Here is a 19,524-nt window from a genome sequence, read left to right on the forward strand (position 1 = left end):
GGCTTATTCCGATGCTTAGACGATTCCTCCGCTTCGAGGGTCCGGTCCCCAGCTTTGCGCCCCTGACGGTGGAAACCGGGGCGCTTATGGCAAGAGAAGCACTCTGCGCCATTGCGCATGTTCATGGTATCGGCTTCGCCCGTCTGGGCTGGCCAGCCTTCTATATCGATACCTATAACGGACGCGCAATCCGGCCGTCGTCAGTTTGGCTGAGTCGGCTGCCAGGTGCGAAGGCGTGGCTGCACAGGCTTCGCGCATTGAGGGATGGATAGGGATCAGGGTGTGCATCGAAGCAAGGATGCTTATCAAAATGGAAACGTCCATCTCAGTGGTACATGCAGATACCGCCCAGCGGCGACATGCGCTTCGTTCCCTTTGGAACGAGGTTTTCTTGAAGGAGCTTCGCTACGACGAATCAGCGCTCGAGGAAAGTGCGCTCGTCCGAAAAGCCAACGCTCAGGGGCAAACCTTCTTGGCGATCGATGCCGAAGGGCATGCCGTCGGCGGGCTTTCGGTGGATTGGTGGCGCGGCATGGACGTCTCCCACCAGGATATTTCGAGATACCAACTCTCGAGATTCTCGGAGCCGTTTTCGAGCGAATCCGTAGCCACCGCCAGAAAATGGCTCGTCCGTTCGTCCCATCGGAAGACAGGCGTGGCCTTTAGCCTTGTTCGATCGCTGTTTCTCTTTACTGCGAGTCACGAGGAGATTCGCTTTGTAGTGATGGACAGCGGTCCCGCAATGGTCGACAAGTATCGCGCGCTTGGATTCAGGCAGTACGCGCCGTCGTTTAACTATTCGACGGGGGAGCTTGGTTTTCCAATGTGCCTCGTACTGAACGATTTTCGATATCTGGTCGAGACAAACGCGCTTCTTCTTCCTTGCCTGATCGATTGCGGATACAAAGATAGCGTGGAATCGCACGATTATTGGAATGTGGTGACGGGCGGATAGTTCCCCGATGCTGTACCAGGGCGCACGCGGAATAGTCGGGCCGAAGAGTATGCCTATCTGCTATCGCGGAGCAGCGTCAGGTCATTGAATTTGCGTCGCTCGATGACTTCGTTGACTTTGCCGTCGGCACCGCGACGAAATAAGAGGAGGTTTCTCTCGTCATCGCTACCCATGAAAATGTCACCACCCAGCGGCTGCAGCACGTTGGCGGTGCCGCCGGCGCGCGTGCTGTAGCTGAGCTCACCGTCCGTGTTCACGACGGTCCATGCCCTCGTGGGAGCATAGCGATAGGTCCCTGTGTAGTCGTCGTTGTGCACATTTTTCACGGCGAGCCTTGGYGGCTCGGTCGGTAGTGTTACGTCCGCATACCCCACCACCTTCCAGTCACTGCCTTGCTTCACGTAGGTCAGCAGTGCCTTGTATCGCACAGTGAGTTTCTGTCCGAAGGCACTTTCCTGTTCATATTCCTCCACCTGCAGGAGCGCGGTGTTTTCATGTTGGATCACGTGCGGATCGCGAAGCTCGATGCTGCCGGAAAAGCCCTCGGGGAAGGGATGAAGCGAGGCGATCGTGTCCGCCTTATTCGTCACCCGCCCGAATTCGTCGATCAACACCGCGTCATCGGCGAGAAGGCGCTGCCACGTGATTTTGTCTCCTTTGGGGATGGCGTCGACCCGGGCCTGCGTGGAAGCAAGCAGTTCCCTCGTCAACGACGTGGGAGCGTCCGCCGCCGAGGCGGTCGTACACAAGGTCAGTAGCGAAAGAGCGCAGAGAGCCGGGGTACGCATCGCGATACGAGCCTCCTCAGGAAAGGTCGAGAGCTAGCTTCACCCCAGGGCTTCGTCCTTCGCAAGGGCCAAGGTAAAGCCCATAACCGCCGCGCCGGCAAGGGCCAGGGGAGGCGTCAACCCCCAACGCAGCACCAGGAAAGCACCCAGGGCAGCACCGGCGAACAAGGCCACGATCGCGCGAACTCGTCGGCCAGGATTCTGCCCGGGGCCGCCGGCGAGACGAGAATCGGCAGCCAGACCAGTAATGGTCCGGGTGACCACCGTGGTGGTCAGGTCCGGCACGTTCAGCTGTCGCACGGTGGCGTTGCGCGCGCCCATGGCGATGGCAATCAGGGCGATGAGGGTAAGACGAAGGCCCACGGCGGTATCGGAGGGCGCGGCCAGTGCACAGGCCGCGGCGATCCAGAGCAAGCCGGCCTCGATCGACGCGGAAACGATGAGCCAACGGCGCCGGCTGCGATTGACGAAAAATCGGCCGAGACGCCCGGCGCCCACCGCGCCGAGGGCGAAGGCGACGAGCGCCAGGATATAGAGCTCCCAGTGGAATCCTTGAGCCCCTGCGGCGGCGAACCCGAGGAACACGACGTTGCCAGTCATGTTCGCGGTAAACACCTTGCCCAGGCCGAGCACACTCGTCGCGTCGACGATACCCGTGGTCAGCGAAAGCAAGGTGAGCAGGACGACCAGCGGGTCCCGATCGGCTATCGGCGCCGGTGCAGGCATGGGCTCATTCCAGTGGCGCCATATCGAACACCAGCACCTCGCTGTCGACGCCATCGCTCAGGACCACGCGTTGCTCGGCGGTGATCTTCGCCGCGTCGCCTGCCGATAGCGGATGGCCGTTGACGTGCACCGTACCGCGTACGACGTGCACGTACGCCAGCCGCTCGTAGTCGATATTGTGATGCGCGGTTTCGTCCGGACCGAACAGGCCTGCGTAGATCCGTACGTCCTGGTGCACGGTCACCGAGCCGTGTTCGCCACTCTGGCTGGCAACCAGGCGCAGCTTGCCGCGCTTTTCAGAGTCCGGGTAGGTCTTTTGCTCGTATCCGGGCTTCAGGTGCAGTTCGTTGGGGATGATCCAGATCTGCAGGAAGTGGGTCAGCGTCTTCGCGTGGTTCTCTTCCGAGTGGGTCACGCCRCTGCCTGCGGACATGATCTGCACTTCGCCGGGGCGGATCACGACCTTGTTGCCCATGGAATCGCTGTGGGCCAGTTCGCCCTCGAGCACGTAGCTGATGATTTCCATGTCGCGGTGGGAGTGCGTGCCGAAGCCGGCGCCGGCAGCGACCCGGTCTTCGTTGATGACGCGAAGCGGCCCGAAGTGCATGTGGTCCTCGTCGCGGTAGTCGGCGAACGAGAAGCTGTGGTGCGAATCGAGCCAGCCATGGTTGGCGTGGCCGCGGTCGGCTGCGTGGCGGATGACGAACATGGGCTAACTCCGGAGCAGGGAGGGGGATGGCCGGGTCTGTGGCCAGCATACCTGCGTACGCTAAAGGAGCGTCGATGCAAGCTCTTGCACAAAGCACTGCTTTACCGGCCGATGGCGGCGGAGTGTCACGAAGCGGGGCTAAACTGGGTCATCCTTCGCTTCAGGTTGCCTCGGTGACGTCCCTCGAACCCATTGTCTCGTCCGGTGAACTGACCGCGCTGCGGTTGATAGATATCGCTTACACCATCGATCTCGTGCAAGCCCAGACGCTCTGGGCCGCGCGGGCGAGCAGCGCGTTCAACCGTTCGCACCTGTCCAGCACACCGCCCAAGGCGGTGGCTTTTGGCGTGGCCCCGTTATGGCTTGCGCTGGGCGAAGTCGAGTTGATGCTGGGGTCGGGGCCTGTCGCGGTGCAGCTTTCCGTGCGCCTCTACGACTTCGGCGTGGCGGCGCTGGCGGCGCGGGTCAAGGTCAAGGACCAGTCCTGGAGCCAGTTTGTCGCCGATTTCGACGCACTCGACCGTCTGCTCGGACCGGCCGGCCCCCTGGACTTCTGGACGGAGCTGCTCGCGCGCGTTCGCGACATCATTTCGCCCGCGCTGGACCGCCCCGCGATCGACGCTTCCCTTGAAGAGGACTATCTGATCGGGACGGTGCATGGGTTCGACGAACCGATGGATGCCGTCGCCCTGAAGGAACGCGTCGACCTGACCAGCCTTCTCTCCGGCGAAAAACGGCGCCTGTCGCCTGCTGCCCGGAAGGAACTGATGTCGCGCAGTTTTTCCTACTACGCGGACGACCTAGTGGTGCTCACCTGGGATCGTGCCTTCATCTACGAGCCCCGGCGTGATTCCGACGTGGCCGACGTGATCGAAGTGGCTAACGCCCAGCTCGTCGAATTCCGCTACTACGACACCTTGCTCGACGACGAGCTGCCGCGGATGTATGACAGGGTGGAGAACGCGCGCAGTGCCGCATCGGTCTTTGCATCGCGGCGCTTCGCCAACCTGGCCCGCCGGCTGTACACGCTCGTCGCCGAGGTGACCGAGCTGACCGAGCGTGTGGACAACGCCTTGCAAGTCACCGAGGACGTCTACCTGGCGCGCGTCTACAGCACCGCCCTGGGGCTGTTCCGCGTGCCGACGCTGGGCGCCTCCGTGGACCGCAAGCTCGCCATCATCCGCGACACCTATGCCGCACTTTACGAGGAAGCCTCCAGCCGCCGCGCCGAGCTGCTGGAGATCTCCATCGTCGTGCTGATCATGCTGGAAATCACCATCACGCTAGTGCGCGGCTGGTAGACGGTTCGCGGACAGGCGAAGGCCGGTGGCCTTGCAGACATCGATATCGCGGTAGACCTGGCTTCGCCCATCGCGAAACGTGACCTGCACATCGCGAAGGCATGCGCCCCCGGGCAGCCGCACCGTGGTCGAGGTGAGTCCGCCCTGGAGGGGTTCACGCAGGTCGATCGGCTCGTAGCCGCCGGCAGAACCCGTCGTGACCGCGAGCGCCGTGACGCTGTCGAAGCTGCCATTGACGATGCGGAAGAGGCGTCCCGGGCTTGCCGGCGGCTGAAAGTCGGCGGCGATGACGGGACCTGCCACGGCAAGGATGGCCAGGGCCGCGAGGGTACGGGCGAAACGAATCGGGCGCATGTGCATGGGGCTGTCCTTGGCTGATCGAGGCTCCAGGGAAGCGCTTCGGGAACCATGCGGAAAGCGATTCGGGACGAATCGTCGTAGCGCGCTGACGAATCGTAGTGGGCCATACGTCACGCTTCCCGGCGTCGCGGGCACGGCCTAACATGGCTCGCTATCCCAGATCGGACGCATCGCCATGAAGGTTCGACTCGGTACCGCACAGATCGGACTTGCCCGTTACGTCGGCCTGTGGACCATCGTCGCCGTGGTGTTCGCCGAGCAGCACTACCTGCAGGACGACCTCTCGGGCCATACATGGAGCATCTTCGATTACCTGCGCTGGTCGCTGATCCAGTGGTACACCTGGGCCGCACTGGCGCCGCAGGTGTTCCGGCTGGCGGCGAGGTATCCCATTCGCCCACCCGTGCGATTGCGCGGACTGGGCATGCAGCTGCCCTTGAGTTTTGGCGTGACGCTGCTGGCGCAGATCATCGGTGCGTTCATCTCGATGTTTACCGAAGGCAGCTCCCTTGGCGAACAGCTGAGTCAGTTTGTCGGGCAGCACTTCGCCACGGGATTGCTTACCTATTGGGCGCTGTTTGCGATCCAGCAAGCCATGCACTTCCACGACGAGAAGACGCGCCGCGAAGTCGAGACCGGGCGTCTTGCCACCGAGCTCGCACAATCACGACTGCAGGCTCTGAAATCGCAGTTGCAGCCGCATTTCCTGTTCAACACGCTGCATGCCATCGCCACCTTGCTCAAGGAAGACGCACTCTCGGCAGAAGATATGCTGCTGCGCCTGAGTGAGCTGCTTCGTGCCTTTCTCGAAGACTACGATGGCCAGGAAATAAGCTTGCGGCGCGAGCTGGTGTTGCTGGACCTTTATCTCGGCATCCAGCAGATGCGCTTCAAGGACCGCCTGACCACGCGAATCTATGTGTCGCCGGATACGCTGGACTGTGCGGTCCCCAGCCTGATCCTCCAACCCATCGTCGAGAACGCCATTCGACACGGTATCGGGGAACGACTGGGCGTCGACTGTATCGAGATCGAGAGTCGCCGCGACGGCGATACACTTCGCATTGAAGTGCGCAATCGAAACAGCACGCTCGAAAAGGAAGGACAAACCATCGGCAAGAGTGCAGGGCACGGCATTGGCTTGTCCAACACGGAGTTACGTTTGCGCGAACTCTATGGAGACGCCGCCCACGTCCGTCTGGACATGATCTGGCCACAGGGTGTGGTTTGCCGGATCCAGCTGCCGTTTCGTGAGATCGAGGAAATCGATGACGCACCCGAGGTCGTGACTGCATGACGATCACCGCGCTGGTCGTCGATGACGAGCCGCTCGCCCGCAGCGCCATCGTGCGCCTGCTGCGCGACGATCCGGACATCGAGATACTGGGCGAATGCGGCGACGGCGTCTCCGCCGTGCAGGCTATCCGCAACCAGTCGCCGGACCTCGTTTTCCTCGATATCCAGATGCCCGGCATCCAGGGCATGGATGTCGTGGCGACCATCGGCGCGGCACGGATGCCGGCCACCGTTTTCGTCACCGCGTTTGAGCACTACGCCGTCAAGGCGTTCGAGGCAAACGCCGTGGACTACCTCGTCAAGCCCTTCAGCCGGCAGCGTTTCACTGAAACCCTGCAGCGCGCGAAGGCGCGGTTGTCCGCCGTTGCGGTGCATGCGGCGGGCGGTTCCGGCATACAACAGGTGCTCGACGCGCTCAAACAGCGCGACAACTATCTCGAGCGCATCCCGGTACGTACCGACGAACACGTGGCCTTCGTCGACGTGAGCGACATCGTCTGGATCAAGGCTGACGGCAATGTCGTGCAGATCCATCTCGCTGACCGGCAGTACGAACTGCGGGAAACCATGGTGGCCCTCGCCGAGCGGCTCAACCCGAACCAGTTCGCGCGCATCCACCGCTCGGCAATTATCAACGTTCGGCGCGTACAGGCCATCCATCCGTGGTTCAACGGCCACCATGTAGTCACCATGGACACCGGACAAAAGCTACGCATGAGCCGCTACCAACACGAAGCTTTCCTCCGCCTCGTCTCGACGCGCACCGATCCACGCCCCGGCTAGCACCAGTGTAGGAGCCGATTCATCGGCGATCCCGCGCCAGCGGGCCCGTTCTCCTCCAGCTCGCAATCGCTTCACGCGACCCACGACACGCTGCCTCGTTATACGCGCTCACCATCGATGCGCAAGAACTTGCGAGGCGCACCATGGCAGTCAAGGGAACCGTTGAACCGGAAGATCGCACGGCACGCCTGACGGCGCTACGTAACCTCAAGATGGCGCGCTCGGCACACGTGTTCGTCCGCGGCAACACGCTGCAGTTCTACGACTGGCTCGACCACGCAGGACGAACGCTGCCGAAGGGGCCGGACATCTGGATATGCGGTGACTGCCACGTCAGCAACATCGGGCCGGTGGCGGACAACAACGGCGGTATCGACATCCAGATCCGCGATCTCGACCAGACCGTCATGGGCAATCCCGCGCATGACATCGTGCGACTGGCCGTGTCGCTCGCCACCGCCGCCCGTGGTTCCGATCTCCCAGGCGTGATTACGGCGCGCATGGTCGAGCAGCTCATCGACGGCTACGAGCGCGCCATGGGAAGCGGACGCAAGGACTATCGCCTCGTCGAACGTCCCTCGTGCATCAGCCTGGTCATGAGGGCAGCGACCAGGCGCCGCTGGAAGCATCTGGCCGAGGAACGCATCGCGGGCCCGAAGCCGTCCATTCCGCTGGGCCGCCGCTTCTGGCCGGTCACCGATGAAGAGCGCGCCGAGCTCGAGGCATTGGCATCGGGTACCGACATGCAGAAGCTGGTCGCGCAACTCGTGCATCGCAAGGACGATGCCACGGTCGAGCTCGTCGACGCCAAGTACTGGGTCAAGGGCTGCAGTTCGCTGGGACGACTTCGCTATGCGTTGCTGATGCGCGTGAGCGGCGGCAAGGAGCTCTGCCTGGTCGACGTCAAGGAAGCGCTGCGCGCGGCCGCACCGCGAAGTGCGACGGCGGATATGCCTCGCGACAACGCTCTCCGCGTGAAGGAGGGCGCGCTCCATCTTGCGCCCAACCTGGGCCAGCGGATGATGGCCTCGCGCATCCAGGGCAAGACAGTTTTCATTCGCGAGCTGCGTCCGCAGGACCTGAAGATCGACCTCGAACAGATGGAACCCGCCGATGCCATGGAGGTCGCCCGTTATCTGGGCAACGTGGTGGGCAGGGCACATGCTGCCCAGCTGAATCGCGACCAGCGCAAGAGCTGGCTCGCCGAACTCGCGCGCAACCGCCCGCAGAACATCGAGGCGCCATCGTGGCTATGGCGTAGCGTGGTGGAGCTGGTTCAGGCGCACGAGGGCGGGTACCTCGAGCATTGCCGGAAATACGCTGGAGCGCTCGCCTAGGTGAACGAATACGCGAAGTCGTAGCTGTGCTTGCCGTCGGCGATGATGATTTTCATCGAGCCGCTCAGCCCCCTCAGTTCGTCGGTGCCCGATTCGGGGACCACGACGATCGTCCATTCCGTCGGAGCACCACCCACCATCAAGGCGCGGTGGATCATGACGAAGCTGCCCCTGCGACCACCCAGCGTGCCGCTGATTTTCTCCAGCGCCACGTAACCGCCCGATGTTTTTCCGTCGCCAGCCCCGAGCATCTCGCCCTGGCCGCTACCTTCGAGGTCCCCCTGGAACTGCTTTTGCAGCGACAGGCGCGACAGCCCGGATCCCTCGGCGGCGGGGTTATCCGGCGTCTGCGGTTTGACCTCGACGCTGAAGCTGCCCCTGGCCTGTTGCAAGGATGCGTTGCTGTTCATGGGATATCCGGGCGTGGCGAATGTGACTGCCTTCACGGGTTATACGCTCCCCGGGCGCCAGGGACGATATCTGCCCTACCATACGGTCAACATCCCGGCACAAGGCCCCAGGTCCGCCCATGCAAGCCCTCCTGTTCGACCGCTTCGGCGGCACCGACGTCCTGCGCTGGGACACCATCGCCGACCCGGTTCCCGGCCCTGGCCAGGTGCTCGTCCGTACGCAAGCCGTAGGCCTGAACTTCGCAGACGTGTATCGCCGCAACGGCACCTATCATCTCTCGGGCGCCGCGCCCTGGATCCTCGGCTACGAAGGGGCAGGTGTCGTCGTGTCGCCCGGGAGCCCCTATCCCCAAGGCAGCCGGGTCGGCTTCGCCGACATGCCGTTCGCCAACGCCGAACTGGTCGCCGTCGACGTGGACAAGCTGATTCCATTGCCGGACGACATTTCGGCAGAGACGGCCGCGGCCGTCCTGCTGCAGGGCCTCACCGCGCAATACCTGGTGACCGATAGCTCGAATCCCCAGCCGGGCCAGGTTGCACTGGTGCATGCCGCCGCCGGCGGCGTTGGCCTCCTGCTGGTGCAGATGCTGCGTGCCAAGGGCGTACTCGTGGTCGGTGTCGCCTCGTCCGACGCCAAGCGTGACGCCGCGCGGCGCGCGGGCGCCGACATGGTCATGGGCTACGAAGACCTCGTCGAGCGTGTACAGGACGCGACCGAGGGGGCGGGCGTGCACGTCACCTACGATTCCGTCGGGCGCACGTTAGGCGACAGCCTCGCCGCCACGCGCACGGGCGGTACCGTGGTCTTTTACGGCATGGCCGGCGGCGATCCGGACCCTGTCGATCCGCGCCTCCTGATGGACCGTTCGCTGACCCTCACCGGCGGCGACCTATGGAACGTGCTCGTCAACGCCGAGGTGCGCAGGCAGCGCGCCTCTGAACTGTTCGCTCTTATCCGCAAAGGCTCGCTGGTTCCGACGATCGCCGGCACGTTTCCCCTGCGCGATGGCGGCAAAGCACACGCGTTCCTGGAGAGCCGCGGAGCGATCGGCAAAGTCGTGATGCTCACTTGATAACCCAGCGCTGGACACCCCGCGTGTCGGCGTTGCTCCTGGGTGTGCACGCGGGCATCGCGATGTTCGTCACCGTGCGGACCCTGAGCTGGAGTTATGCGGCGGTGCTCGTCATCGCCGTGCTGGCGTTGTACCTCTGCTGGCGCCGCAGCATCCAGGCGGTGGAGCACAACAAGCCGCTGTGGTGGATCCTGTTCGGCGCCATCCTGTCGAAAACGACGGCACTGGCCCTGTTGTTCGCGGATTCGCTCCTGAATGCCGAAGGCACGCTGGTGATGGTCGATCCCAGCTTCTATTTCTGCACGGCGAGCCTGCTGATGATCGCGGCAGCGACGTACAACCCGACGGGACCGATGTTCCGCTGGACGACGGCAGCGGATACGCTGCTGGCCATCGCGCTGGCGGCGATGTTCTACGTGACCTTGCATCATGCCGTCGATCCATCTTCGCCGGCTGCTTCGGCCTCGTTCCTCATCCTGCTGTTCGACGGCCTCGATGCCTTCGTCGCCCTGTTCGCCACCATCCGCCTGCTCGGCACACGTCGCAAGGAACCGCTTGCTGTCGCTCACCGAGTCCTACCTGCCTGAACTGCTCCTTTCAATTCCGCTCCTGGTGCTCGGTGTGCTCGTCAGCCGCAGGAGTATCGGCTGGCTTCGCGGCTATCGGCCCTCACGCACTGCCATCTACCTGTCCGGCAGCGTCAGCCCGTTCGTGCTCTGCCTGGCCTTATGCGCTCTGGTGTTCTTCCTGTTGAAATCCCAGCCGGTGCTTGCCATGGTCATCCTCGCCGTGGCCTTGACCGTCTACGCGGCGCGCAACGCGATCGTGATCGGCTATCACCTGGCCGTGGAAGACGAGCTGCGCCTCTTAAGGCGCGGCCTCCAGTACACGGCCAACCATGACGAGCTGACTGGCCTGCAGAATCGTCGCGGCCTGTTCCTGGCGCTCAGGCGTGCGCTCGATCGCACCGACGATGAGAAGCCCTGCGTCAGCCTGGCGATGCTCGATGTGGATCGGTTCAAAGGCTTCAACGACGCCTATGGCCACCTCGCCGGCGATGCATGCCTTACCCTCGTCGCCCAGACCTTGCGTGCGGCGTTGACGGTCGTACCAGGCTCGGTCGTGGCGCGGTATGGCGGTGAGGAGTTCGTCGTCGTGTTGCCCGGCATCGATGCCAGCGAGGCGTTGGGCATCATTGAAACGGTTCGGCAGGATGTCTACACCCTAGGCATCGCCAACCGTCACGGCATCGACGGCCTGGTAACGATCAGTGCGGGCATCGCCACGCATTGCGCGCCGAACCCGGTGAGCGCGGAAACGTTGCTGAACCTCGCCGACGAGGCGGTGTACCGGGCGAAAGCGGCAGGGCGCAACCRTACGATGTGACAGCTATCGGCGAGTTCACACCGGTGAAGGCTGCTTTGACGGCACGTAGTGCATGTTAGGCGCCCGACCAAGCCGAGGTGTGCCATGGCCAAGAAAGCCCCGTCGGCGGCAAACGCTGCCGCTCAGAACAACACTGCAGGACTGCCGAAAGACCGACGTGGCCAAGGGGATGAACTCCACCAGACGGYCGGTGGCGAGCATGCACCGCTGACGACGAACCAGGGCCTGGTGATCGGAGACAACCAGAACTCGCTGAAAGCCAACGCCCGCGGTCCCACGCTGTTGGAAGATTTCATCCTTCGCGAGAAGATCACCCACTTCGACCATGAGCGCATTCCGGAGCGCATCGTGCACGCGCGCGGTTCGGCGGCGCACGGCTTCTTCGAGCTGACAGCCTCGCTGGCCGAGTACACCACCGCTCGTGTCCTTACCGAGGTCGGCGAGCGCACACCGTTGTTCACGCGGTTCTCCACGGTCGCCGGTGGCTCGGGCTCGGTGGACACCCCGCGCGACGTGCGTGGCTTCGCCGTGAAGCTCTACACGAAGGAGGGCAACTGGGACCTGGTTGGCAACAACATCCCGGTGTTCTTCATCCAGGACGCGATCAAGTTTCCCGACCTGATTCATGCCGTAAAGATGGAACCCGACCGCGGCTTCCCGCAGGCGGCGAGCGCGCACGACACGTTCTGGGATTTCATCTCCCTCACGCCCGAGTCGATGCACATGATCCAGTGGGCGATGTCCGATCGGACCATTCCGCGCTCGCTGCGCATGATGGAAGGCTTTGGCATCCATTCGTTCCGCCTGCTGAATGCGAAGGGCAAGTCCACCTTCGTCAAGTTCCACTGGCGGCCGAAGCTTGGCCTGCAATCGACGGTGTGGGACGAGGCAGTGAAACTCGCCGGCGCCGACCCGGACTTCCATCGTCGCGACCTGTTCGAGGCGATCCAGGCGGGCAACTTCCCCGAGTGGGAGCTCGGCGTGCAGCTTTTCACGGAGGCGCAGGCGGCGAAGTTCCCATTCGATCACCTCGACTCGACCAAGCTCATCCCCGAAGAACTCATCCCGCTGAAGATCATCGGCCGGATGGTGCTGGACCGCTGGCCGGACAACTTCTTCGCCGAGACCGAGCAGGTCGCGTTCTGTCCGTCGCACCTGGTGCCCGGCATCGACTTCAGCAACGACCCGCTGCTTCAGGGGCGCCTGTTCTCCTACCTCGACACGCAGTTATCGCGCCTGGGTTCGCCGAACTTCCACCAGTTGCCCATCAAYGCGCCGAAGTGCCCCTTCGCCAACCAGCAGCGCGACGGCCACATGCAAACGCAGGTACCCAAGGGACGCGTCGCCTATGAGCCGAGCTCGTTGCAGGCCGACTCGCCGCGCGAAGATCCCGCCCTCGGTTTCCGCAGCGCCGCCGTGCAGGAAGAAGGAACGCGAGAGCGCGTCCGTGCCGAAACCTTCGCCGATCACTACAGCCAGGCCCGTCTGTTCTTCACCAGCCAGACAGCGTTCGAGCAGGCGCATATCGCCTCGGCCTTCGTGTTCGAGCTGTCGAAGGTGGATGCGGTGCACGTGCGTGAAGCGATCGTCGGACACCTCCGTCATGTCGACGAAGATCTGGCCAGGCGCGTCGCGGCGGGACTGGCCATGTCGCCTTTACCGAAGGCGCCCAAAGCGGCCGCTCCCGTCGTGCCGATGAAGCCCTCTCCCGCCTTGCAGATCATCGGCAAGATGAAGGCGACCCTGCAGGGACGTGTCGTGGGTATCCTCATCAACGACGGCTCGGACGGCGTTGCGGTGGCGAAGCTGCGTAAAGCGATCGAAGGCGCGGGAGCCACCGTGAAGATCGTTGCGCCGAAGGTCGGCGGGGCGAAGCTGGCCGATGGCACGCTGCTCGTTGCCGACGGGCAGCTGGCTGGTACGCCGTCGATCAACTTCGATGCCGTGGCGGTGTTGCTGTCGGCCGACGGCGCCGCAGCCCTGACCAGGGAAGCCGCCGCGATCGACTTCGTTCGCGATGCCTTCGGGCACTTGAAAGCCCTGGCCCTGGACGATGGTGGACGCGCGCTCTTTGCCAAGGCGGGACTGGAAGCCGATGCGGGCGTGGTCAAGGCGTCGGACGCGGATGCGTTCGTCACGTTGGCGTCCACCCGGCAATTTTCGCGAGAGGCGAAGGTGCGTACGCTGGCGTGAATCGGCCCCTACGGGGTTGACCGCAGCACGGCCTGGCGCTAATGGTGTGATTCGTCCACGCCACGAGTTGCCCATGAACGCCAGGCCCTTCGCTACCTTAGCCATGACCCTGCTTGGTCTGTCGACCACCATGCCCTCGTCAGCCGCCGATGCTGACGACAAGGCCGTGCTCGCACCTGTTCAGGCATTCTTCGACGGCATGGCGAAGTACGACAGCGCTGCGATACGCGCCACCGTGCAGCCGGAAGGCAGCGTCGCCTTGTTGCGTAAAGGCAAGGTGGTGCGCATGACCCTGGGCGAATTCGCCGATCACATGAAGCCCGCGAAGGATCGCATCGAGGAGCGCATCTACGATCCGCTCGTCAGGGTCGATGGTGATATTGCGTTCGTGTGGGCGCCGTACGATTTTTTGGTCAACGGCCAGGTGAAACATTGCGGAACGGACGCGGTGAACCTCGTCCGTATCGACGGTCGCTGGCTGATCGCCGGTATTGCGGACAACAGCCGGGATACGTGTCCCGCCCGCTAGGGTAGGGTACTCAGGCGTCGCCGAAGGCCAGGTCGATCTCGTTGGAGATGGCCACCATGGCGGCGCCATACCCCGGTTGAGGCTCACTGCCGGGTGGTCCGAGCAGACGGCTGAGATGCGAAGCGGCGTCGGCGATACCGTCGTAGCCTTCAGGTGCGGCCAGGGATGCGATGCGACGCGCACGGAAGCGGCTTTCGTCGAGGTCGCCGGCCACCGCGGCCTCGTTCATGGCCACGGCGTCGAAGATGATGTCGMCCATGGTGAGGCTATCGGTTTCCTGGCGGCGCACGGCGTAAGTCCCTGATTCGACCCGGGGGAAGCATACAGCGGGCGGCACGGCGCGGGCGTCATCAAAACGTGAAACAGACCGCCCTTTGGCTAATTGCCGTAGATCTTGCCCAGCGCGGCCATCTTGCCTTTGATTACGTCCACATCGGCGTTCACCAGGTCCGACGGGCTCAGGTCGTGACCGAAGAAGCGCTTTAGGATCTCCTTCGGGGGCGCGTCGAAGCCGGAGGCCATCATCGCCTCGTAGCGCTTCTGGAAATCGCGTGGATCGCTTGTCGCCATGGCAAACATCTTCGTCGCCAACAGTCCGGCATACAGGTAATTGGCGAGGTAAAGAGGATCCTGGTACATCAGCCGTTTGCCGATCCAGGCATGTTTCAGTTCCGGATCGATGCCGGGCCAGATCTCGAAGCGGCCGGTGGTAGCCAGCGTGAGCGCGTCCAGGTCGGCCGCCTTGCGGATCTTGCCGGCGATCACCCCGTCGTAGATGGCTTCCTCGAGTTGGGCTTCTTCGGCGGAAGTGAAGATTTCGAAGGTCATCTCGTCCAGCTGGGCTTGCAGGTAGTACGCCCGCGTGGGCGCATCGGGCGCATGTTTGTAGAGATGCTCGTAGAACAGCATTTCGTTGAGAATGGCGATGGCCTCGTGCATCCAGCTGGGGCCGTGGTTGTAGAACGGCGAGACGCCGTGCGCATTCATCAACTCGCTATGCAGCGCGTGGCCACCTTCGTGCGCGACGACACTGGCGCCTTTCAGGTCCGACTGCCACTGGCCGAGAAAAAGGCCCGGTGGTACGCCGGGAGCAGCGATCGAGAACGCGTCGTTGACACGACTGCCGCTGGCGTCGCCGAGGTCTGTACGGTGCGCCGCCGGGTCCAGCAATGCCGTGAAACGCGCCACGTAATCGCGTCCCAGCGGCGCGAGCGCCGCCGGAACGATGCGACGAATCTGCGCATAGTCGAAGACCGGCACCGTGAAGCCGGATGGCGGCAGCGTCATGTCCCAGCTGTGCACGTCGGCGATCTTTGCCACACGGCTGATCTGGCTGGCCCGCAGTCGCTGGTAATCCATGAGCACAGAGGCGCGCTGCTCTACCGCGAGTGCCGTCGCGTCGACGTCGGCGCGTTCGAACTGGCGACCGAAGTAAACGGCCTCGGGCGCATCGGCGAAGTGCTGCAGGTGCGCGGTCTTGTCGTTGAGACGCACGATGCCGATCAGCAGGGAGGCGTAGGTTTCTGCGTTGAGGGCGTTGGCCGCCTGTTTCTGCTGCCATGCCTGTTGCCTCACGGCGCGATCCGGATCGGTGCCGAGGTGCTCCCCGTCCTTGCCCGCGTCGAAGTCGCCCGCGCTCGTGTGCACCGTGCCGTAGACGGTCGCCCGGCGCGTCTTCTGATAGGTGTTGCGCAGCGCCGTACTACCCTGGTCCGAGACCTCGTCCATGATCGTCTGTTGCTCGGGCGGGAGCTCGTGCGGCAGGCCGCGAAGGGCGCGATCCAGCACATAGGTGTAGTGCTTCAGCTCAGGCGTTTCCCGGACCGCCTGGTCGAACCCGGGCTTACCCAAGGCACGCAACGTGTTGCGAACCGTCATGACGAGGTTGCCCTCGTCGGTCTGCACCGCGCTGAGCGCGTCCGCGGCCGCGTGATCGTCGATATCGAGGGCGGTGAGCAGGTGCAGGTACGCGATATGCCGCTGGCCGCGGGCCAGCAACGCCTCCGCGCGGCGCAGATACGCAAGCAGGTCGCCGGGCGAAGGAGCGGCCAGGACGGGCAGGGCCGTCATGTCGGCTTCGAGGGCGACCCGATCGGTCGCTTCACCGGCGGGGGACGCGAAGTACGCCGTCGGATCGATGTGATACGTGTCGGCGACCGCAAGGCCGGCGACACAGAGGAGCAGGGTAACGAGCAGGCGAGGTGTGCGCATGGCCCAACGGTAGCAACCGCGACGGCAGGCTGCTTTACCGGGATTAACGTGCGTTGCCTGCGCTTAGCGGACGGCCTGCCGCCATGCCGTCGGCGTGGTGGCATGGACGGCACGGAACGAGCGCGAGAACTGCGTCGCGCCGGCGAAACCGCATTCCAGCGCGATATCCAGGAGAGGACGCCGTGTGGCGCGGAGCAACTCGGCAGCACGCTCCACCCGCAGGCGACGCACGTAATCGCCGATGGTGCATTCGTGAACGGTGCGGAAGGTGCGGGCCAGGTGAACAGGGTGACGTCCGGCGATGCCCGCGAGCTGGTCGAGCGTCATCTCGCGCGTCGGGTCGTCGTGCAGGAAGTCGCGTACGCGTCGAAGCCACGCGGGCTCGTTGTGCGTTCGCTGGTCCAGCCCACGCGCGGCCAGCGCCAGCGCTTCCATCGTCAGCCCCTGGGCGGATAGCCCCGCAAAGGCGTCGCCGAGCGCAAGCTGTTCGACGATGCGCCGTCCCAGCCCGAGCAGCTCCCTGGAGCGGCGAAGCAGTGGGCGTCCGTCGAGCCGCGCCGACTGGCCGGCGAGCAGCTCGGTGGTTTCGGTGTCGGGGGAGAAAATGACCTTGCGCGCGCCGTCGCGGCCAAAGCGCTGGGCGTGTGTCGCATGGGCTGGGCAGAACAGAAGGTCGCCCGGTTCGTGTTCGTTGATTTGCCCGAGGATGCGTTCTTCGTAGCCGCCGGCGATGACGAGACAGAACCAGGCTTCGTCGTGGGCGTGAGCGGCCATGTCGCCATGGGGGACGTAGTCGGACACGTGCAGCTCGGTAATGCCGCTCATCCAGTGCTCCTTGCATTGCTCAGTGCGGTACCAGCAGCCGGAAGAGCCCGGCGACACAGGCTACCGCGGCGACGCCTCCCAGATAAAGCGCCACGAACCAGGCGGCCTGGCGCAGGCGTGGATGCTTCGCCATCAGTGATAGCCCTCGTCGCCGTGCCGCACCTTTCCGCGAAAAACCCAGTAAGCAAGGACGGTATACGAAAGGATGATCGGAATGACGATGGCGGCACCGACCAGCGTGAACACCTGGCTGGAACGCGGCGCGGACGCTTCCCAGATGCTCAGCGATGGCGGAATGATGTTAGGGAAGATGCTGATCAGCAGTCCGCTGTAGCCAAGGAACACGATGGCAAGGGTGAGCAGGAAGGGCGCCCGGTCTGCGCCGCGCCGCACGCTCGTCAGGATGCCGATGACGCAGGCGAGCACCAGGACGGGCACCGGCAGGAAGAAAAGCAGGTTGGGCATGGTCAGCCACCGGGCGGCCACACCGGGCTGGCCCAGCAGGGTCCAGATGCTGACGATGCCGACGGCAGCGGCCAGGCACAGTGTCAGCGGACGCATCAGCACCGCCATGCGACGTTGCAGTTCACCCTCGGTCTTCATCAACAGCCAGCCACAACCCAGCGTGGCATAGGTCAGTAGCAGGCCGATGCCGGTGAACAGGTTGAAGGGTGAGAACCAGTCGAAGGGACCGCCGACGAACTTGCCGTCGCGCACGTCGATACCCTGCAGCAGGCTGCCCAGGATCACACCCTGGGCGAACGTCGCCACGCCCGAGCCAGCGATGAAGGCGAGATCCCACAGGTGCTGCGTGCGCCGGGCCTTCGCCCTGATTTCGAAGGCCACGCCGCGGAAGATCAATCCGCACAGCATGGCGATGATCGGCAGGTAGGTGGCCGGAAGAAGCACCGAGTAGGCCACGGGAAACACGGCGTAGAGGCAGGCGCCACCCAGCACCATCCAGGTTTCGTTGCCGTCCCACACCGGGGCGACGGTGTTGAGCATCACTTCGCGCTCGCCTTCGCGATCGAAGAACGGAAAGATCRGGCCGATGCCAAGGTCGAACCCATCGAGCATGACGTAGAGGAACACGCCGAAGCCGATGATGGCCGCCCAGATCACGGGCAAGTCGATATGCATGGCGTGGTTACTCGTCGATGGGATCGGTGGGGCGGGAAAGCGGACGATGGTCGAAGCGATYGCGACCCAGGCCGGTGTCGCCCGAAGAGCCTTCGGCTTCGTCGCGCGGTAGGTCGGGACCCTTCGCCATCAGCTTGAGCATGTAGTAAATGCCCGTGCCGAAGACCAGGAAGTACACCATGATGAAAATCATCAGCGAGGTGCCGACCTGGTCCACCGTCAACGAGGTCGATACCGCGTCGCGGGTGCGCATCACGCCGTAGACCACCCAGGGCTGGCGACCGGCTTCGGTCGTGATCCAGCCTGCGAGCAGGGCGATCAAGCCGCTCGGACCCATGAGCAGGACGAAGCGCTGGAACCAGCGTGCTTCGTAGAGTCGTGCGTTACGCCGCAGCAGCAGGCCAAGCAGGGYGAGCAACAGCATCAGCAAGCCCATGCCGACCATGATGCGGAAGCTCCAGAAAACGATGGTCGAGTTGGGCCGGTCTTCGCGCGGGAACGACTTCAGCCCCTGGATCTCGCCGTTCCAGCTATGCGTGAGGATCAGGCTGCCCAGGTGGGGCACCTTGATGGCGAAATGCGTCGTCTCGTTCTCCATGTCGGGCCAGCCGACCAGGTTGAGCGAGGTGCCGCCGTGTTCGGTTTCCCAAAGGCCTTCGATGGCGCAACAGGTGCCACGCCGCGCAGGCGCCGACGAGCATCGCGGCCACGATGAAGGCGGCCAATGCCATGTGCACGAGGCGGTACGGGAACGAGGGGTTGAAGACGATCTTCAGCCAGTCGACCGGCACGATCCGGCCGCCGATCACCTCATAACCCTGCGGCGTCTGCATCCAGCTGTTGGACGACAGGATCCAGAAGGTGGAGATGAGCGTGCCGGTAGCCACCATGAGCGTGGCGAAGAAATGGGCTTTCGGGCCGACCCGGGTCCAGCCGAACAGCATGATGCCGAGGAAGCCGGCTTCGAGAAAGAATGCCGTCATCACCTCGAAGGCGAGCAGGGGGCCGGTGACCGAACCGGCGAACGCGGAAAAACCGGACCAGTTGGTACCGAATTCGTAGCTCATCACCACGCCCGAAACCACGCCCATGCCGAAGCCCACGGCGAAGATCTTCGACCAGAAGAAAAACAGCTCCTTGTAGACCACCTTGCCGGTCTTCAGCCACAGCCCCTCCAGCACCGCGAGGAAGCTGGCCAGGCCGATGCTGATCGCCGGGAACATGATGTGGAAGGACACGGTGAAGGCGAACTGCCACCGGGCAAGAAGAAGCGCCGTGTCGGATACGTTCACGCGAAGGTCCGTGCATGGGGGGCTGGCCACCAGTATCCCAAGCCGCATGCCCCCATGGATTGTGCAAATCAGGCACGCCGGCGCGGCTTATCGTCACGCCGATTCGGCAGCCTCACTAAAGCTTGAGGTTTCGGAGCCGATGATCCTGCGACCTTGCACAAGGAAACACCGTGAAGCCTCGCCTCCTGCCGCTCGTCTGCTGCCTTGTCC

The 19,524-nt window shown here is 63.8% G+C and carries 20 protein-coding genes and 1 pseudogene; 10 read left to right on the forward strand and 11 right to left on the reverse strand.

What is annotated here, in order from left to right; genetic code table 11:
- The first annotated feature begins 310 nt into the window (after positions 1-310).
- The gene (locus tag AC1DT2_RS09430; protein WP_477295993.1) at positions 311-955 is read left to right on the forward strand and encodes a hypothetical protein; all 645 of its coding nucleotides are present in this window, start codon (positions 311-313) and stop codon (positions 953-955) included.
- Positions 956-1,008: 53 nt separating this feature from the next.
- Here the strand turns inward: AC1DT2_RS09430 and AC1DT2_RS09435 are convergent, their stop codons facing one another.
- From AC1DT2_RS09435 to AC1DT2_RS09445, 3 genes are read right to left on the reverse strand one after another with little or no spacing between them, the layout of a single operon-like run.
- A complete protein-coding gene (locus tag AC1DT2_RS09435) occupies positions 1,009-1,743 on the reverse strand; it encodes a nuclear transport factor 2 family protein (protein ID WP_477295994.1) in 735 nt (244 codons plus the stop codon).
- A gap of 39 nt (positions 1,744-1,782) precedes the next feature.
- Positions 1,783-2,469, reverse strand: a complete 687-nt coding sequence (locus tag AC1DT2_RS09440; protein ID WP_477295995.1) for a YoaK family protein — start codon at positions 2,467-2,469, stop codon at positions 1,783-1,785.
- Between the two features lie 4 nt (positions 2,470-2,473).
- Positions 2,474-3,178: a pirin family protein gene (locus AC1DT2_RS09445; protein ID WP_477295996.1), complete on the reverse strand. Its 705-nt coding sequence runs from the start codon at positions 3,176-3,178 to the stop codon at positions 2,474-2,476.
- A 74-nt stretch (positions 3,179-3,252) separates the two neighbouring features.
- On the opposite strand from AC1DT2_RS09445, the gene AC1DT2_RS09450 reads away from it, so the two are divergent.
- A complete protein-coding gene (locus tag AC1DT2_RS09450) occupies positions 3,253-4,479 on the forward strand; it encodes a hypothetical protein (protein ID WP_477295997.1) in 1,227 nt (408 codons plus the stop codon).
- Here the strand turns inward: AC1DT2_RS09450 and AC1DT2_RS09455 are convergent.
- A complete protein-coding gene (locus AC1DT2_RS09455; protein WP_477295998.1) occupies positions 4,462-4,839 on the reverse strand; it encodes a hypothetical protein in 378 nt (125 codons plus the stop codon). The two genes, AC1DT2_RS09450 and AC1DT2_RS09455, sit on opposite strands and share 18 nt — an antisense overlap.
- Before the next feature lie 175 nt (positions 4,840-5,014).
- Between AC1DT2_RS09455 and AC1DT2_RS09460 the strand changes: the two genes are divergently transcribed.
- The 3 genes from AC1DT2_RS09460 (at position 5,015) to AC1DT2_RS09470 (ending at position 8,255) form a co-directional block, all read left to right on the forward strand.
- Complete coding sequence (locus AC1DT2_RS09460) at positions 5,015-6,136, forward strand: sensor histidine kinase (RefSeq protein ID WP_477295999.1); 1,122 nt, start codon at positions 5,015-5,017, stop codon at positions 6,134-6,136.
- Positions 6,133-6,918, forward strand: coding sequence for a LytR/AlgR family response regulator transcription factor (locus AC1DT2_RS09465; RefSeq protein ID WP_477296000.1), 786 nt, complete (start codon positions 6,133-6,135; stop codon positions 6,916-6,918). Before AC1DT2_RS09460 ends, AC1DT2_RS09465 begins: the two co-directional genes overlap by 4 nt.
- A gap of 143 nt (positions 6,919-7,061) precedes the next feature.
- Positions 7,062-8,255: a DUF2252 family protein gene (locus AC1DT2_RS09470; protein ID WP_477296001.1), complete on the forward strand. Its 1,194-nt coding sequence runs from the start codon at positions 7,062-7,064 to the stop codon at positions 8,253-8,255.
- Here the strand turns inward: AC1DT2_RS09470 and AC1DT2_RS09475 are convergent.
- Positions 8,252-8,665, reverse strand: a complete 414-nt coding sequence (locus tag AC1DT2_RS09475; RefSeq protein ID WP_477296002.1) for a DUF3224 domain-containing protein — start codon at positions 8,663-8,665, stop codon at positions 8,252-8,254. The genes AC1DT2_RS09470 and AC1DT2_RS09475 overlap by 4 nt on opposite strands.
- A gap of 119 nt (positions 8,666-8,784) precedes the next feature.
- Between AC1DT2_RS09475 and AC1DT2_RS09480 the strand changes: the two genes are divergently transcribed.
- From AC1DT2_RS09480 to AC1DT2_RS09500, 5 genes are all read left to right on the forward strand, one after another.
- The gene (locus AC1DT2_RS09480; protein ID WP_063573171.1) at positions 8,785-9,738 is read left to right on the forward strand and encodes a quinone oxidoreductase family protein; all 954 of its coding nucleotides are present in this window, start codon (positions 8,785-8,787) and stop codon (positions 9,736-9,738) included.
- A 23-nt stretch (positions 9,739-9,761) separates the two neighbouring features.
- Positions 9,762-10,325, forward strand: coding sequence for a hypothetical protein (locus AC1DT2_RS09485; protein WP_477296003.1), 564 nt, complete (start codon positions 9,762-9,764; stop codon positions 10,323-10,325).
- Entirely contained in the window at positions 10,294-11,124 is an 831-nt protein-coding gene (locus tag AC1DT2_RS09490) for a GGDEF domain-containing protein (protein WP_477296004.1), read from the forward strand. Before AC1DT2_RS09485 ends, AC1DT2_RS09490 begins: the two co-directional genes overlap by 32 nt.
- 84 nt (positions 11,125-11,208) lie before the next feature.
- Positions 11,209-13,317 carry a catalase gene (locus AC1DT2_RS09495; RefSeq protein ID WP_477296005.1) on the forward strand — a complete coding sequence of 703 codons (2,109 nt, stop codon included), beginning with the start codon at positions 11,209-11,211 and terminating at the stop codon, positions 13,315-13,317.
- A 73-nt stretch (positions 13,318-13,390) separates the two neighbouring features.
- On the forward strand, positions 13,391-13,846 hold the full coding sequence (locus tag AC1DT2_RS09500) for a nuclear transport factor 2 family protein (RefSeq protein WP_477296006.1): 456 nt from the start codon (positions 13,391-13,393) through the stop codon (positions 13,844-13,846).
- A 10-nt stretch (positions 13,847-13,856) separates the two neighbouring features.
- Here the strand turns inward: AC1DT2_RS09500 and AC1DT2_RS09505 are convergent, their stop codons facing one another.
- The 6 genes and pseudogenes from AC1DT2_RS09505 to AC1DT2_RS09530 all read right to left on the reverse strand — a co-directional run bounded on the left by AC1DT2_RS09505 (position 13,857) and on the right by AC1DT2_RS09530 (position 19,245).
- The gene (locus AC1DT2_RS09505; protein WP_477296007.1) at positions 13,857-14,105 is read right to left on the reverse strand and encodes a hypothetical protein; all 249 of its coding nucleotides are present in this window, start codon (positions 14,103-14,105) and stop codon (positions 13,857-13,859) included.
- A 119-nt stretch (positions 14,106-14,224) separates the two neighbouring features.
- Positions 14,225-16,057 carry a M3 family metallopeptidase gene (locus tag AC1DT2_RS09510; RefSeq protein WP_477296008.1) on the reverse strand — a complete coding sequence of 611 codons (1,833 nt, stop codon included), beginning with the start codon at positions 16,055-16,057 and terminating at the stop codon, positions 14,225-14,227.
- Between the two features lie 63 nt (positions 16,058-16,120).
- Positions 16,121-16,882: an AraC family transcriptional regulator gene (locus AC1DT2_RS09515; RefSeq protein ID WP_063573353.1), complete on the reverse strand. Its 762-nt coding sequence runs from the start codon at positions 16,880-16,882 to the stop codon at positions 16,121-16,123.
- A 19-nt stretch (positions 16,883-16,901) separates the two neighbouring features.
- Entirely contained in the window at positions 16,902-17,015 is a 114-nt protein-coding gene (locus tag AC1DT2_RS09520) for a DUF2474 family protein (RefSeq protein WP_213947262.1), read from the reverse strand.
- Entirely contained in the window at positions 17,015-18,022 is a 1,008-nt protein-coding gene (cydB, locus tag AC1DT2_RS09525; protein ID WP_477296009.1) for a cytochrome d ubiquinol oxidase subunit II, read from the reverse strand. Before cydB ends, AC1DT2_RS09520 begins: the two co-directional genes overlap by 1 nt.
- A 7-nt stretch (positions 18,023-18,029) precedes the next feature.
- Positions 18,030-19,245 (reverse strand): annotated as a pseudogene (locus tag AC1DT2_RS09530) (cytochrome ubiquinol oxidase subunit I).
- Positions 19,246-19,524 lie beyond the last annotated feature (279 nt).

The sequence above is a fragment of the Luteibacter sp. P4_E6 genome (assembly GCF_056401535.1).

Coding starts and splice junctions, on each gene's coding strand:
- AC1DT2_RS09430 (WP_477295993.1), top strand. CDS start 311: ATGGAAACGTCCATCTCAGTGGTACATGCAGATACCGCCCAGCGGCGA.
- AC1DT2_RS09440 (WP_477295995.1), bottom strand. CDS start 2,469: ATGCCTGCACCGGCGCCGATAGCCGATCGGGACCCGCTGGTCGTCCTG.
- AC1DT2_RS09450 (WP_477295997.1), top strand. CDS start 3,253: ATGCAAGCTCTTGCACAAAGCACTGCTTTACCGGCCGATGGCGGCGGA.
- AC1DT2_RS09455 (WP_477295998.1), bottom strand. CDS start 4,839: ATGCACATGCGCCCGATTCGTTTCGCCCGTACCCTCGCGGCCCTGGCC.
- AC1DT2_RS09460 (WP_477295999.1), top strand. CDS start 5,015: ATGAAGGTTCGACTCGGTACCGCACAGATCGGACTTGCCCGTTACGTC.
- AC1DT2_RS09465 (WP_477296000.1), top strand. CDS start 6,133: ATGACGATCACCGCGCTGGTCGTCGATGACGAGCCGCTCGCCCGCAGC.
- AC1DT2_RS09470 (WP_477296001.1), top strand. CDS start 7,062: ATGGCAGTCAAGGGAACCGTTGAACCGGAAGATCGCACGGCACGCCTG.
- AC1DT2_RS09475 (WP_477296002.1), bottom strand. CDS start 8,665: ATGAACAGCAACGCATCCTTGCAACAGGCCAGGGGCAGCTTCAGCGTC.
- AC1DT2_RS09480 (WP_063573171.1), top strand. CDS start 8,785: ATGCAAGCCCTCCTGTTCGACCGCTTCGGCGGCACCGACGTCCTGCGC.
- AC1DT2_RS09500 (WP_477296006.1), top strand. CDS start 13,391: ATGAACGCCAGGCCCTTCGCTACCTTAGCCATGACCCTGCTTGGTCTG.
- AC1DT2_RS09510 (WP_477296008.1), bottom strand. CDS start 16,057: ATGCGCACACCTCGCCTGCTCGTTACCCTGCTCCTCTGTGTCGCCGGC.
- AC1DT2_RS09515 (WP_063573353.1), bottom strand. CDS start 16,882: ATGAGCGGCATTACCGAGCTGCACGTGTCCGACTACGTCCCCCATGGC.
- AC1DT2_RS09520 (WP_213947262.1), bottom strand. CDS start 17,015: ATGGCGAAGCATCCACGCCTGCGCCAGGCCGCCTGGTTCGTGGCGCTT.